Consider the following 15044-nt stretch of genomic DNA (forward strand, 5'->3'; position numbering starts at 1 on the left):
CCCAGCTCAAGTCATGGCGAATCCTACGGAAGCTGCGCTGCTGCCCCCACCGCGCCGGCCGCATCGCCAAGGCCATCCATACCCTGCAACTCCGCGAAACCGCAGCACGCTGAAAAAGGCTCAGTGTTCTTCTCGGGGTTCTGGCTATGACCAGAAGCCCTCGCCGGGGGTGTTCTTGCAGGTCATGGTGCTTCTGCATCTTCTGTTCGTGGGCCCGACTCGTCACCAGGACGACTCCTGGTAATAGTCCGCGCGTGTGTGTGGTCCATGCTCTGGTGCGGTCCCCTGCGGGTCCTGTGTTGGCCCAGTCCCCTCACCTCTTCCACCTCCAAGCGGTGTACGCCCACCGGGTGCTGCCGGCGCCCCACGGCGCCGCTGGTGGTGGCGGCTCGCGCACTCGAGGTCGGCTCGCGGGCGCTGAAGGCGAGGTGCCTGACGAGGTGAGGTGTCGAGTCCCCACACCGTTCCAGCACCTTCGGTGAGATTCCTGACGGAAAGACGTCGAGATTCCCGCGTCTCCCGCCGCCCCGATCCGATTCCGCATCATGAAATCGCTGTTTGCGATCGCTTGGGTTTAGGGGCGTCCGGGTGTGAATGGTGACATCGTTCAGTCGTTGAGGTGATTAAAAATTGTGGCCGCAGGTGCTTGCTCATGGGTGTGGTATCGAGAAATGGTCGAGCTCCCGGTGAACGGGAACGGCACCGAATCGGGGTTGCCGCAACAAATGCAATGGGAGTCGAAATGGCCACGAAGAACACGACCGCGACCGCCGCTAACAGGAACGGCGCTGACGGTGCGCACGGGGCGGGCGACGGTGCGGCTGGTATGCCGGGCGGGGTACGTCCGGCGGGGGCGGCTCGGGCGGTGTGGGACGCGCTGAGGGGCAACCCGGGCGGCACGGTGGCGGGGATCGCGGCGGCGGCGGGTGTCAGCCGCGCGAGCGTGGGGCGCGTCCTGACCACCCTGGAGACGGACGGGCACGCGGTCCGCACGCGCGACAGCCGGGACGGCGGCAAGAGCCAGCCCGACACCTGGCATGCCACCGACACCACAACCGGCGGCACCGCCGACACCGGCACCGCCGACACGGGCGCCGGTGAGACCGTCACGGCACCGACTCGCCCCGCCCCGGACGCGGGCGGTGATGCAGGGTCCGGCCCGGCAGCCCCAACCAGCACGGGCACGGCTGACACGGGCACCCAGGCGGACGGGGACGGGGAGCCGGGGTTGGATCCAGCGGCGGTGGCCGAGGCGCGGGACGCGCTGACGGCGTTGCGTGACGGGATCACGGTCGCGCTGGCGGCGTTGGACGACGGTGACGGTGACGGGGCGCTGTCGGCGGTCGAGGGCGCTTACAGCGGGTCGGGGTTGGTGCGGCGGCTGGTGCGGTCGGCGGCGCGGGGGCCGGTGCGGACGGCGTCGGGGCGGGTGCGGACGGCGCCGGGTGTGATGCGCGCGAAGGTCGCCGCGCACCTGACCGCGCATCCGGGCGCGGCGTTCACGCCGCACGAGGTGGCGAAGGTGATCGGTCATTCGGCGGGCGCGGTGTCCAACGCCCTGGACCGGCTCGCCGAGGCCGGTGACGCCGAGTTGGTGTGCGAACGCCACCACCACCCACCGCACCGCCGATCGCAAGGCGACCGCGCCGACCGTGCCTGCTGCGCGCTGACCGCTGCATCTACCGCCGCAATCGGGGCGGGCGCTGTACCGCCCGCCCCCGGCGCACCGATCACCGACACCACCGCTTGGAGGCATGCCATGACCACCGCTCCCGCTTCCCCGACCGCTGCCGTCGCACCGACCAGCGGCACCACACCGCCGCCGCACCGACCAGCACTCGCCCCGCCGCAGCGTCGGGTGCCGTGCCCACGCCGCAGCCGGGCGGGCGGCTCGGGCAGGGGGAGTTGCGACGCCGGGTCGCCGCCGTACTAGCCGACCAGCCGCAGAACCTGTTCACCCCAGGTGAGATCGCCAGGCACCTGGGCCGGTCGGCGGGGGCAGTCGCCAACGCCCTGGACACGCTCACCGACCGGGGGCAGGCCGAACGGGTGGCGGGGCGGCCGCGCCGCTACCGCGCCACCGCCACCACTCCCGACGCCGTCAAGGCCACCACCACGAGCGCTCGGGCGGCGCGCCGCACGCCACCGCCTGCGTCCGCCGCCCCCTCGTCCAGCACCACCACCCCCACCCCCACCGCCGCTGCCGCTACCGGCACGGCAGCGGCGGCGGGTGGGAAGACGGCGCCGCAGTACGGGCGCGGGCCGGTCGTGCGCCCGAACGGTCAGGCCTACCACCCGCGTGCGCTGGCAGATCTGCCGGACGTTGCGGCGTTGCGGCGGTTGCGTGAGGCATCGATCGCGGCGCTGCTGTACGGGCCGCCCGGCACCGGGAAGACGTCCCTGGTGGAGGCGGCGTTCCCGGATTTGATCACGGTCGTCGGGGACGCTGACACCGCTGTCGCCGATTTCGTCGGCGAGTACACCCAGGCGCCCGGCGGCGGGTATGAGTTCGTGTTCGGGCCGCTGGTCACGGCGATGACCGAGGGCTGGTGCCTGTTCATCGATGACGCGACATTGATCTCGCCGAAGGTGCTGGCGGTTGTGTATCCGGCGATGGATGGCCGCCGCCAGATCACCGCGAAGGCCCACAAAGGTGAGACGATTACCGCCGCCGAGGGGTTCTACGTGGTCGCTTCCCGGTCGTCGTCGGTGACCGCGGCTTGGTCAGTCGCGCGGTGATGCCGTTCTCCCGGCAGACCCGCTCGAACATCACCTCGGCCGGGAACGGCTTGGTGAACAGCCCGGTGAACTGCTTGCCATTGTCCGTCAGCACCTCCGATGGGACGCCGTGTCGGCCATCGCGTCGATGAATGCTGACAGACCGCCCGCCCGCCCGGACGGCTTGGCCACCACCTACGCGATCACTACGGAGCGGGAGTGGTCGTCGATGCCGGTGACCAGCTTGCACTCGCGCCCGCCGGCCAAGAATTCAGGCTGTGGCGTTCAGGCCGGGCGCTTTGCCGGCGGTCTTCACCTGATGAGGCACGCGGCGCCGTTCGAGAGCTTGGCGGCCGAGTTCGAGAAGATCGTCGGTCGTGTTGTACTTGATCAGTTCGGCGAGGTCGGGTGAGTACTGTCCGACGATCTGCTGCACCCGGATCGCGGCGAGAGAACCAAGCGCGTCGTAGACCTCGACGAACAGTTCGTACGATTCGCGGCGCGGCCACCTGCTGGGCAGGAGGTTCGACGGCAGGTCCGGGTCGATACCCGGGAAGCTCCGCCAACTGTCCATGATGTGCGTGCGGGACAGCAGGGCCTGGCGCGCGCCGACGTGACCGTTGCGGACCTGTGTGCGGAGAGGTTCGTAGGCGGTGACGAACTCGGTGTAGCGTGCCGCGATCTCGTCCAGGTCCCAGGCATCGATCGGCCGCCGTGTCGACGGCGTGTGCTCGACCGCGCGGAAGATGGTGACCTCTCCCAGACCCAGCTCGTCGAACTCCTGGTGGGCTTGCTCCGCGACCGGCCTGGCCGAGACCCAGGTACCGTCGTAGAGCGGCGCGAACCCCAGCCAGCGCAGCCGCGAGTAGATCGAGTAGCGCAGTTCGCGCTCGCGCTCGGACAGGGTGAACATCACAACGGTCCACTGCCCGTCCCAGGACCCGTTCTCCTGACCGAACGAAACGAACCGGTAGCCGCCGGCCATGAGCATGTCCGAGGCCCCGGGCGCCAAGCCGTAGTAGGAGTTGCGGCCCACTTTCGAGGGGACCACGACTCCTCGCCGGGCCAGCCGGTTGAGCGCGGCGCGGGCCGCTGTGGGGCCGATGTCGAATTCACCGAGCAGGGCGACGAGCGCGGCGGAAGGCAGGTGCTCGGTGCGCCCTACCCAGTAGTCACCGAGCAACGTGGTCAGCAGGTGCTGCGACGACGAGCCTGCTTGTGATCTCGGCAGGTCCAGGGACGGCGTCGGACTCATCCGATCACTCCCCGCCTGGCGAGCTCGTCGATCCGGCCACCGGAATATCCGAGGAGATCGTGGTACACCCGCTCGTTGTCCTCGCCGAGGGCCGGCACCGACGAACGGTAACCGGTCCGGGAACGCGACAAGTGCACTGGCAGGCCGCTGCCGATCAGTCCCTCGGCGGTCCCGTAGGTCGGGTGTCGTAGTGGCATCGTGTCACCCCGGGACAGCAACAGCTCATCGCCCACCGCTTCAGCCGGCCGGCGCACCGGCGCACACGGTACGCCGCGTGCCTCTAGAGTCGCGACGACGTCTTCTGTGGTGCGTGTTCTCGTCCACTCCTCGATGAGCTCGTGCAGTTCGTCGGCGTGCTCCACCCGGCCGTCTCGGCTGGCGAACCGCTCGTCGTGGCACAACTCGGGTCGCCCGAGTGCGGCAAGGACGCCTTCGGCGAACTTCGTTTCCGGGGCGCAGATCGCGACCCATCCGTCTTTGGTGCGAAACACCCCGAACGGCGCAAGCCGCGGCATGAAGCGACCGGTGCGACCGGACCGGCCGAGCGGCTCGAGCAGATGGGACTGTTCGCCGGCCACCAAGGCCGTGAGGGAACCGAGCATGGACACATCCACATGCTGCCCGATTCCAGTGGCCTCCGCTTGGCGTAGCGCACCGAGAATGCCGATCACAGCGAACAAGGGCGCGGACAGGTCCCCTACCGGGATGCCGACACGCACCGGCGGATCACCGTCCCCGCCGGAGGTCATCATCGTGCCGGAGAGCGCCTGGATGATCGCGTCCATGGCCTTGCCCGCGCCCGGGACGCCTACCGCCCCGAATCCGGAGATCGAGCAGTAGACGATGCGTGGATTGGCGGCCTGTGCCGCCGCATAACCGACACCGAGCCGATCGGCTGTGCCACGGCTGTAGTTCTCCACCACGATGTCCGCATGGCGGACGAGGTCGGCGAAGACCTCGGCGGCCGCCGGGTCTTTGAGGTTGAGCGTCACGCTTTCCTTGCCGCGGGTCCGTTCGAGCATGCCGAGCGACATATCGTCGTCGTGTTGCCGCCGCATCGACAGCCCCTCGCGGCCGAAGTAGGGCGCGTTGTTGCGCACCCGGTCGCCCCCGTCCGGGTTCTCCACCTTGATGACGCGGGCGCCGAGACCACTGAGTAGAAGAGTCGCGTACGGACCGGCCAGCGCGATGGTCAGGTCGACGACGGTGACGCCCTCCAACGGGCGGGGGATCTCGGCAGTGGGCTCAGTCATGGGAGGTTCCTTGGTGGTTCGAAGGTGGGGGCGCGTCCTGCCGGGCACTCATCGGCGGCGCTCCTCGCGGGCTCGCCGCTGCGCGGCCACTGGTGCGACCCGCTTCTCGATGAACTCGGCGACCTGTGCTTGTACGGCCTCCTGGTCCCAACTGCGCGCATCGCCGCTGTCGCCGACGATCTGCAGGACCGGCACACCGGCCGCCTCGATGGCGCGGTTGACGAAGTAGTTGCCCCTCCGGTCCGTGGTCGCCATGTGTACGGCGCCGTCGATGCGGTTGTGTACGGCTTCCTTGGCGTACCATTCGCTGGCCCAGGGCGGTGCGTTGATCATGTCGGGGAACGCGGCGAAGCGGCCGGCGAGAGTGCGCAGAGGATCCTCGCCGTGTCGGATGTATCCGTCGGCCGCCAAGCCGAGATACATCGACCAGACGAACATCGCGCCATATTTTTCCTGGAACCAGCTGTAGAAGCCCATGTCAAACCACAGGCCCGTACCGACCCACATCAGGCGGATCTGTTCGTCGGGGCACGGCGACTCGCCGTTGTCGGCGCGTTCGCGCACCTCTTCGTAGAAGGTGCGCGCCGCATCGCGGGCCCATTCGGTTCCCCGATGCCATTGGGGAATCATGACGCTGGGAATGCTGTCGGCGATGGTGATCGGGGCGGGGCTCGTGCGGGCGATCAGGTCACGGGTCGCCCGGTTGTAGAGCTGTTGCTCGTTGACCAGGTCCATCACCGTACGGAAGCGTTCTTCGTCGAAGATCCGGCCGGTGGTGACTTCGAGATGGCCGATGACGCCGGTCAGTTCTGTGGTCATCAGGTCTATCCGCTGCTTGCCGACCAGTGCTTCCCAATCGTCCTCGATGCGGTTCCACCAGTACGGGTCCACCTCACGCGGAACAGTCCGCTCGAAGCCGAGGAAGGTGGCGCCCCGTTCGCGTTGCCAGGCCTCGAACACCTTTCGCAGCGCGTCCCCCGTCATTTCGGCGAGGACGAAGCTGATCGGGGGAAGCCCGCCCCACGGGGGATCGTCGTCGAACGTGGACGCCAGCGCCAGGCTGTTGTACTGCTCCTGGTCCGCCGGATAGCCGCGCTCGGCGAGCAGCCGGAGGTAAGGGCCGGACCGCTGTTTCGCCGCGCACACCGATGCCCACCACTGGTTGACCACATAGGGGATGTCCAGTGCCCGCAGGATCTCCTGCGGCGCGTCGGCGTTGACGAGCGCAACCGGATCACCGGCGGCGGCGCGCTCCTTCAGACGGGCGAACCACTGCCGCTGGTAGGTGGTGGCCGCTCTTGCCGAGGGCAGGCTGGCGTCGTTGCGACGGCCTCGGGTGAATTCGCTCATCGCGACATCTCCGCGGTCCGCTCGTGCAGTGCGCTCATCAGCAGATCGGCGGCGTCGTCGTGCCTTGCCGCGCCATACGGCTGTGCTGGAACGGCCGCCAGCGGAATGCCCACGCGCTCGAGGGACTTGCGTTGCACCGGCACATCCCACGCCGGCGCGTCGTCGTACTGCCGAGTCCAGGCGACGACCAGGTCCGCGCCGCAGGCGGCGGCCATCCGTGCCGTCTGCTCGGCGCGTAGTGCCGCGGCATGCCCGGCGGATCCGGGTGCGGCCAGCGCGCGGGATCGCACGAGCGCGCTGCGGATGTGCTGCGAGGGTCCGATATCCCGTTCGCCGGCAAGGGCGCCCCAGTCGTGGTCCTCACCGACGATGACCGCTCCGAACGATTCGATCAACTGGTAGGCCGACGGGCTGTCGTGGCCGCAGCCGGTGAGGAACACCCGGATCCCCTGTCGGCGCGGCAGGTCGCCGGCGTCGGCCAGCAGCTGCCCGGCCAGTGCGCACCATACCCGCGGTGAGCTGACGAAGGCCGCGCCGATCACCGCGAGCGCCTGGACCCCGGTCAGCCGTGGTCCGTCCGGCGCGGTGCGGAGTTCGGTTCCCACCGCACGGATCAGCGTGCGGACCCGGTCGTGCTCGGCCGCGGCGTCCCGCAGGTCCGCGTCGGTGATCGGGCGGTGCGCCCACTCGCTCATCTCGGCGATGAAGGCGTCCAGCTGAGTCCGGTTGTAGACGGCCGACGTGCGTTGCGGCAGGTGCAGCAGGTCGAAGAAGGCGAGCCGCGGTATGCCCGGATGTCGTTCCAGGCGCTGGATCTCGCGCAGGTACATGAACAATCGCACGGTGCCCTCGCAGTCGGCGGACAGCGCCAGGCCGCCCGAGGCGGCCGCGTCCCCATCCAGCAACCGCGCGAGCTGGGAGACGGCGGCCCCGTCGATGCCCGGGCCGCAGTAGCGCGAGGCCGACTCGTACGCGCCGGGCCGGCCGGAAAAGCGGAACGGAGCGAATCCGGCGGCGGAGAGCACCTCCGCGGGAACGTCCGCGCCCACATACGCCACCGTCGGCCGACCGTCCAGGGCGGCGGGCACCGGACCGGTACGTGCCTCGTACAGCGCCTCGAGTTGGCCGAGCGCATCCATGTTCACTCACCCCATTCCGTTATCGCGAGCCCACCAGTGGACCGGATAACACGACACAAGCTCGCAACCGATGGCAACAAGCTACATCCTTTTGTTCACGGGAGGCCTACTAGCTGCACCGTTTATCCACCTGCCCAGCCGCCCGCAAACAGTACGCCGGGCAGAACGTGCGACACAAGCGTTGACGCCTGGCAGATTCAGTACATATGATCCAGCCCACACTCGCGCAACGGCGATCCGGTGGTCCCGGGCTGAGCGGCGCCACCGCAACGGCCGTCGTTGCCCGATCACGGTCGGCACTGCCGCGCTGGCGTGAGGCGGTCAGCCGCTCCCCGGAGTTGAGGAGGAAACAATGCGCAGACCTTCACGAGGCGGACGGCGCTCACCCGTGATGGCGGGGGCGATGAGCGCTGTCGCGATCACCCTGCCGCTGCTTGGCGCGGCGGCGTGTTCGTCGTCCAGCGGCGGGTCTCCGGGCGGTGCCTCGTCATCGAAACTCACGTTGCAGTTCGCGGGGCCGCCGATCAGCCTCAACCCGGCGCTGGGCGGCAATGGGCTCTCGTCGGCGTTCACCGCGCTGGCCTACGACTCGCTGATCCATCTCAGTGGCGATGGCAAGCTCGTACCGGACCTGGCCACCTCCTGGAACTACGTCGGCCAGGACAACAAGGTCTTCGAGATGACCCTGCGCCAGGGCGTCAAGTTCACTGACGGCAGCCCGCTGACGGCCGACGCGGCGGTCGCGTCGATGAACTACTTCCGCAAGGCCGGCGGTGGCCTGGTCGGCGACGCCGGCCCGGTCGACTCGATCTCCGCCGTTGGGCCGGACAAGGTGCGCGTCACTTACAAGTCCCCGAACCCCGACGCCGCCATGACCATGACGCAGTACCACGGGATCGGGACGATCATCGGACCGAAGGGCCTGGCGAATCCGCAGTCTCTGCTGACGGCCAGCGACGGAACCGGGCAGTACGTCTACAACGGTAAGGCGTCGGTCACCAACAGTCGCTACACCTACGACAAGAACCCCAGCTATTTCAACCCCTCCGCCCAGATGTTCAGCGGGGTGACCATCCGCGTCATCGGCGACGCGCAGGCCGTGCTGTCCGCGGCACAGACCGGGCAGGTGCAGTTCGCCGGCGGTGCCGCCTCGACGGCCGAGGCGGCGAAACAAGCCAAGCTGAATGTGTTGTCCGCACCGTTCTTCAACTGGACGCTGATCCTGGCCGACTCGGCCGGGAAGATCAGTAAGCCACTGGGCGACGCTCGGGTCCGGCAGGCGATCGCCTTCGCGCTCGACCGCAAAGGCCTGGCGAACGCCCTCGGCGGACAGTACGCCGCTGCCAGCACACAGGTGCTGCTACCCGGAACCGACGGGTACCTGCCGCAGGCCGGATACGACTACGACCTGGCCAAGGCGAAGAGCCTGATGGCCGAGGCGGGTTACGCGAACGGTTTCTCGATGACCGTCCTCACCGAATCCCTCCTCGACCGGAACACCACCTACTCGCAGGCCATCGTGCACGCGCTCGGGGACATCGGGATCAAGGCCACGCTGCACGTGGAGTCGACCGGTATCGGGCAGTTCAGCGGTGACGCGCTGAGCAAGAAGTACCCCGCGATCATCTTCCCCAGCGCGGGGACCGACATGTTCCAGGCGCACAACCAGATCTCCAATGGGTTGTTCAACCCGTTCGGCAACAAGGACCGGCAACTGGAGTCAACGCTGGCGAAGGCATTCGCTTCCGACGGCGCCGACCGCACGCGCCTCTACCAGCAGGTCTCCCAGCGCTATCACGACCTCGCCTGGTACGTCCCGGTGTTCTCCACCCAGAACCTGCTGTACGCCAGCCCGAAGCTGACCAATGTCAAGACTTCGGTGCTGAACCCCAACCCGATGCCGGTGGCTCCCACGGCCGATCTCGCCTGGAAGAGCAAGTAGGCGACGGGGAATCGTCCACGCCGGAAGGAGGACGACTGACATGCTGAAGCTGCTGGCCCACCGGGTCGCCCTGTCGATTCCGCTGGTGTTGCTGGTATCGGTGGTGGTGTTCGCCCTCGAATCGTTCGTGCCGGGCGACCCGGCGCGCACCATCCTGGGGGAGAACGCGACGCCGGAAGGCATCGCCGCCCTGCATCAGCAGATGGGTCTGGACCAGCCGTGGCTCGAGCGCTATTGGCACTGGCTCTCCGGGCTGCTCCATGGTGATCTCGGGGCCTCCCTGTTCACCGGTGACGCTGTCACCTCGGAGTTGAACGCCCGGCTCGGGGTCACGGTGTCGCTGGTGCTGTGCTGCGTGCTGGTCAGCGCCGTGGCCGGCACCGCCCTCGGGATGTTCAGCGCGATCCGCGGCGGGCCGGCGGCGCGCGTGGTCGACGTGCTGTCGCTGACCGGGCTCGCGCTGCCGAACTTCTGGGTGGCGATCGTCCTTGTGGCGTTGTTCGCCGTGAAGATCCGCCTGTTCCCGGCGACCGGCTACGTCCCGCTCGCCGAGTCGCCGGGTCACTGGGTACGTTCACTGGTCCTGCCGGTGATCGCGCTCAGCCTGTTCGGAGTCACGGCGGTGGCCAAGCAGGCCCGTGACGCGACGCTGGAGGTGCAGGACACCGACTACATCCGGGTCCTGCGCGGCAACGGTGTCGCCGAGTCGCGGATCGTGCTCAAGCACATGCTGCGCAATGCCGCCATCCCGGTGGTCACGGTGCTGGGCGTGGTCGCCGTGTCCATGCTCAGCGGCACGGTGTTCGTCGAGGGCGTGTTCGTGCTCCCCGGTCTCGGCAGCCTGGCCACGCAGGCGACCACGGACCACGATCTGCCGGTGATCCTCGGCATCGGCGTCTACTTCACCGTCGTGGTCATCATCCTCAACCTGCTCGTCGACCTCGCATACGGAATGCTGAACCCGAAAGTGAGGGCATCTTGACAACGCTGCCCGAACCGGCGCCCCGCCCGGCGGCGAACGCGGCGAACACGGGCCTGGTGCGGTCGGTGCTGAGGTCGCCCAGGGGCGCGATCGTCGTCGCGTTCCTCGTCGTACTCATCCTCGCCTGCGCGCTGGCGCCGCTCATCGCGCCGTACGACCCGCTGGCCCAACACCTGTCCGCGGTCCGGTCCGGGCCATCGGGCAGCTACTGGCTGGGCACCGACAGCCTGGGACGCGATCTGCTCAGCCGGTTGCTGCACGGTGGGCGCAGCTCACTGCTCGGCGTACTGGAGGCAGTGGTCACGCTGTTGATCGTCGCGCTGCCGACGGGTCTGCTGGCCGGGTACCTCGGCGGCACCTTCGACCGGATCACCATGCGCGTCGCCGAGGTGGTCATGTCGGTGCCGGTCATCATCATCCTGCTCGCGGTGCTGTCGATCTTCAAGCACAGCATGACCTCGGCCATGATCGCGTTCGGAGTGCTGGGCTCGTCCGGCCTGATGCGGGTGATCCGCGGGGTGGCGCTCACCGCCCGCGAGGAGCTCTACGTGACCGCGGCGGAACTGATGGGCCTGTCCCGGCTGCAGGTCGTCGTGCGGCACGTGCTTCCCCGGTGCCGGGGCGCGATCATCATCCAGGCATCGTTGTTCGCGGCCGTCACCCTCGGGGTGCAGACCGGTCTGACGTTCCTGTCGCTGGGGCCTCCTCCGCCCGCGGCGACCTGGGGAGGGATGGTCGCCGACGCCGCATCCGTGTTCAACCAGGACGCGTGGATGCTCGTACCGCCCGGGGTGACCATCGCGCTCACGGTGCTGGCCTTCGGCCTGCTGGGCGACGTCGTCCGCGACGTCAGCGCGGAGAAGTACGCCGCCGCACCCGCCTCACGCCGCAAACGGCGAACCGGCACGCCCGAGACGGCGGGGCGGCCCGAACCCGCCACGGACATGCTGCTCTCGGTGCGCGACCTGTCGGTGGCGACCGATGGTGAGCGTCCACTCAACCTGCTCGACGCCGTCGGCTTCGACATCGCGGCGGGGGAGACCGTCGGCCTGGTCGGCGAGTCGGGCAGCGGCAAGACGATGACGGCGCGCGCGGTGATGGGGCTGCTCCCCGGCAACTGCCAGATCACCTCGGGACGGGTCGTCTTCGACGGCAGCCCGGTGCAGGATCTGGACCAGCGCGCGTTCCGTAAGCTGCGCGGCCGCCGGATCGCCATGATCTCGCAGGAACCGATGGCCGCGCTCGACCCCTCCTTCCGCGTCGGGTCGCTGGTCGCGGAGGTCGTCCGGGCAGTCGACGGGATCAAGGGCAAGGCGGCGCACGCCCGCGTGATCGAACTGCTGCGCATGGTCGAAATCCCCGACCCCGAGGCCGTCGCCCGCCGATTCCCGCACCAGATCTCGGGCGGGATGGCCCAGCGGGTCGCGATCGCGATGGCGATCGCCGGTCGTCCCGAACTGCTCATCGCCGATGAGCCCACAACGGCTCTCGACGTGACCGTGCAGGCGGAGATCCTCGACCTGCTGCGCTCGCTGCAGCAGCAGAACAACATGGCGATCCTGCTGGTCACGCACGACTGGGGTGTCGTCGCCGACGTCTGCACGAAAGTCGTGGTCATGTACGCCGGCCAGGTGGTCGAGACCTCGCCGATCGGCGAGGTCTTCGACCGGCCGGCACATCCCTACACGCGGGCCCTGCTGCTGTCCAGCCCGGAGAACACCCACGTCGGCGAGCGGCTCCAGGCCATTCCCGGTTCCGTTCCCACGCCACAGCGCTGGCCGGCCGGCTGCCGCTTCGCGAGCCGGTGCGACCTCGCACAGCCGGGATGTACAGAAGGAGCGATACCCGTCAAGGACATATCCGAAGGGCGGCTCTCCCGCTGCCTCAGGGTGGACACCCTGCTCACCGGGGAGGCGCGCCGATGAAGACGGACCCGCTACTTCAGGTCGAGCGGCTGTGCGTCGACTATCCGGGCAGGCGGCGCCAGCGCTTCCGTGCCGTCGACTCCGTCGATCTGACCGTCGCCCCCGGCGAAACGCTGGGCGTGGTCGGTGAGTCGGGCTCCGGAAAGTCCACGATCGCCAAGGCGATCCTCGGGATCGCTCCCGTCACGGCCGGCACCATACGCTTCGAGGGCAGCGAACTGGATCCGCGTCGCGTACGGCGACGCAAGCCGATCACCGACATACAGGTCGTCTTCCAGGACCCGGTCAGCTCACTGGACCCGACCAAGACGGTGGGCTATACCGTCGCCGAGCCGCTCGTGGCCAGGCTACGGCGGGAGGGCGGCGAGACGCGAGACGTACGCCGGCAGGTGGCGGAAATGCTCGACCGGGTCGGACTGCCGGAGAACGCCGCTTCCCGCTATCCCGCACAGTTCTCCGGCGGTCAGCGGCAACGGATCGCGATCGCGCGGGCGTTCATCGTTCGTCCCCGGCTCGTCGTCTGCGACGAGGCCGTCAGCGCCCTGGATCTATCCGTCCAGGCACAGATCCTCAACCTCCTCACCGATGTCCAGCGCGAACTGGGGGTGAGCTATCTGTTCATCTCCCACGACCTGAGCGTCATCGAGCACGTCTCCGACCGCGTCCTGGTCCTCTACCGGGGACGCGTCATGGAGACCGGCAGCGCCGCATCCGTGGTCCAGTCGCCCCAGCACCCCTACACGCGGGTTCTGCTGGCCGCCGCTCCCGTGCACGACCCGCTGCGGCAACGACAACGGCGTGAACTGCGTGCGAGCTACCGGATCGAGCCCAGAGGCGCGGCGCCCCTCGGGGACTCGTGCCCGTTCGCGCACCGCTGCCGGTTCGCCGTGGACCGGTGCTTCCAGGAACGACCGGTGCTACAACCGACCGGCGGCGATAGCGCCGTCGCGTGCCACCGCTATGGCGAACTCCCGCCGGACGCCGAGGGCAATATCCCCCGCGAACCGCGGTCAACGGCGACCGGAGGATCGAAATGACAGTCCTCCGCGCCCGTCCGCTCGAGACATCCGCCGGCTCGTTGCCGCTCGGAGCCGCCCGGATCCCCGGAACCGGCTTCGGCGTCGACCTCGCCTCCGCCGGGTACCGCGAAGACGAGTACCTGGTCACAGGCAGCGCGACCGCGTGGACCTATGACGCCGACCTGCGCGCGGTGCCGGCCGATACCGACGTCCGCTACACGACCCGGGTTCTCATCCGCCGACCCGCGGAACCGGCGCGGTTCAACGGCGTGGTGCAGGCCGAACCGCTGCATCCCGAGTACGACACGGCCAACACCTGGCGCGTGCTGCACCCGTGGATCATGCGCACCGGCGCGGCCTGGGTGGGCATCACTCAGGAGCCGCGCATCGCCGAATCCATGCGGGCGGAGTTCGACCCGGTCCGGTACGGCGAGCTCTCGATCCCCACGTCCAGCCTGCGCTACGACATCGTCGCGGACATCGTCACCGCGCTGCGCACACGCGCCGCCGGATTGTGGGACGAGGGACCGGACATCGCCCGCGCCTACCTCTCGGGCTGGTCGATGACCGGCAGCTTCTGCCGGGTATTTCTCGGCGAGGGCTTTCACGAACGCCGGCGGCTGCCGGGCGGTGCGGCCGTCTTCGACGGTTACGTCGTCGGCATCTCCTCGGGAGGAGCGGCGGGTGCGGGCTACCCCGGTCTGTCGGACGACACCGACCAGCCCGGTATGGGGGACCGCCGGCGCACCATCGGCGGGCACGACGCGCCCGTGATCGAACTACTCAGTGAGGTCGAGTCCGAAACCCATGGCCCGGTCCTGCGCCCGGACGGCGACGATCCGGCCGACCGGTACCGGCTCTATCAGGTGGCGGGTACCTCGCACGACAGCACTGGCCCGGATCAGGTCACCACCAACCAGGAGCAGTACCGCCGCCGCGGATTGCCGGTCCCGAGTCGGCGGATCGTGGAGATGAGCAGTGACGCCCGGCTGGATTTCGTCGCCCGCGCCGTCTTCTCCCTTCTGGACCGGTGGGTCGCCGAAGGCCAGGCGCCGCCGCACGCGGACCGCTTCGTGTTCGACGGGGAACGTCACGGGGACGCGGTGTCCCTCGCACGAGACGAACACGGCAACGTCCTGGGAGGTATCCGCACCCCGTGGATCGCCACACCGGTCGCGCGATACCACCCGCACAGCACACCGGTGCCCGGGGCATGCCGGCCCTCACCGTGGATGCCGACGGTCGAGCCGGCGGCGATGACCTGGCTGGCCGGGAACATGACGCCGTTCTCCGCCGAGTCGCTGGATGCCAGGTACCCGATCGCAGAGAACTACCTCAACCGCTACCGGGAAAGCTGCCTGGCCTTGCTTGCTCAGGGCTTCCTGCTCTGGCCGGAGGTGGAGCCGCTGCTGGTCGCGGCCGAGCAGCGCGCGCTGACCCTGTTCCCCGAATGCTGAATTC

General features: G+C 69.0%; 11 protein-coding genes and 2 pseudogenes. 8 read left to right on the forward strand and 5 right to left on the reverse strand.

Annotation, left to right across the window (positions count from 1 at the left end):
• From J4557_RS46230 to J4557_RS50495, 3 genes and pseudogenes are all read left to right on the forward strand, one after another.
• A pseudogene (locus J4557_RS46230) lies at positions 1-113 on the forward strand (IS5/IS1182 family transposase); the annotation flags it as partial.
• Positions 114-865: 752 nt separating this feature from the next.
• Complete coding sequence (locus J4557_RS46235) at positions 866-1933, forward strand: helix-turn-helix domain-containing protein (protein ID WP_208273833.1); 1068 nt, start codon at positions 866-868, stop codon at positions 1931-1933.
• Between the two features lie 335 nt (positions 1934-2268).
• Positions 2269-2739, forward strand: coding sequence for an AAA family ATPase (locus tag J4557_RS50495; RefSeq protein WP_307800600.1), 471 nt, complete (start codon positions 2269-2271; stop codon positions 2737-2739).
• On the opposite strand, the pseudogene J4557_RS46245 reads toward J4557_RS50495, so the two are convergent.
• The 5 genes and pseudogenes from J4557_RS46245 to J4557_RS46265 form a co-directional block, all read right to left on the reverse strand.
• Positions 2669-2988, reverse strand: a pseudogene (locus J4557_RS46245) (IS481-like element ISMva2 family transposase); the annotation flags it as partial. The gene J4557_RS50495 and the pseudogene J4557_RS46245 sit on opposite strands and share 71 nt — an antisense overlap.
• A gap of 1 nt (position 2989) precedes the next feature.
• Positions 2990-3973, reverse strand: a complete 984-nt coding sequence (locus tag J4557_RS46250) for a PaaX family transcriptional regulator (RefSeq protein ID WP_208273836.1) — start codon at positions 3971-3973, stop codon at positions 2990-2992.
• Complete coding sequence (locus tag J4557_RS46255) at positions 3970-5226, reverse strand: CaiB/BaiF CoA transferase family protein (protein ID WP_208273837.1); 1257 nt, start codon at positions 5224-5226, stop codon at positions 3970-3972. The genes J4557_RS46250 and J4557_RS46255 overlap by 4 nt, the downstream gene beginning before the upstream one ends.
• 48 nt (positions 5227-5274) lie before the next feature.
• Positions 5275-6576: a 2-hydroxyacyl-CoA dehydratase gene (locus J4557_RS46260; protein ID WP_208273838.1), complete on the reverse strand. Its 1302-nt coding sequence runs from the start codon at positions 6574-6576 to the stop codon at positions 5275-5277.
• On the reverse strand, positions 6573-7715 hold the full coding sequence (locus tag J4557_RS46265) for a 2-hydroxyacyl-CoA dehydratase (protein WP_208273839.1): 1143 nt from the start codon (positions 7713-7715) through the stop codon (positions 6573-6575). Before J4557_RS46265 ends, J4557_RS46260 begins: the two co-directional genes overlap by 4 nt.
• Before the next feature lie 403 nt (positions 7716-8118).
• Between J4557_RS46265 and J4557_RS46270 the strand changes: the two genes are divergently transcribed.
• Genes J4557_RS46270 through J4557_RS46290 form a run of 5 tightly spaced genes read left to right on the forward strand, consistent with a single transcriptional unit; the run spans position 8119 to position 15040 of the window.
• Positions 8119-9657, forward strand: a complete 1539-nt coding sequence (locus tag J4557_RS46270) for an ABC transporter substrate-binding protein (RefSeq protein WP_208273840.1) — start codon at positions 8119-8121, stop codon at positions 9655-9657.
• A gap of 40 nt (positions 9658-9697) precedes the next feature.
• Positions 9698-10639, forward strand: a complete 942-nt coding sequence (locus J4557_RS46275) for an ABC transporter permease (RefSeq protein WP_208273841.1) — start codon at positions 9698-9700, stop codon at positions 10637-10639.
• A complete protein-coding gene (locus tag J4557_RS46280) occupies positions 10636-12564 on the forward strand; it encodes a dipeptide/oligopeptide/nickel ABC transporter permease/ATP-binding protein (RefSeq protein WP_208273842.1) in 1929 nt (642 codons plus the stop codon). The genes J4557_RS46275 and J4557_RS46280 overlap by 4 nt, the downstream gene beginning before the upstream one ends.
• Positions 12561-13601, forward strand: a complete 1041-nt coding sequence (locus J4557_RS46285) for an oligopeptide/dipeptide ABC transporter ATP-binding protein (protein WP_208273843.1) — start codon at positions 12561-12563, stop codon at positions 13599-13601. Before J4557_RS46280 ends, J4557_RS46285 begins: the two co-directional genes overlap by 4 nt.
• Positions 13598-15040, forward strand: a complete 1443-nt coding sequence (locus J4557_RS46290) for an alpha/beta hydrolase domain-containing protein (protein WP_208273844.1) — start codon at positions 13598-13600, stop codon at positions 15038-15040. The genes J4557_RS46285 and J4557_RS46290 overlap by 4 nt, the downstream gene beginning before the upstream one ends.
• Positions 15041-15044: the final 4 nt, after the last annotated feature.

Origin of the sequence: Actinomadura nitritigenes, assembly GCF_017573545.1 — a bacterium.
Classification (GTDB): Bacteria; Actinomycetota; Actinomycetes; order Streptosporangiales; family Streptosporangiaceae; genus Spirillospora; species Spirillospora nitritigenes.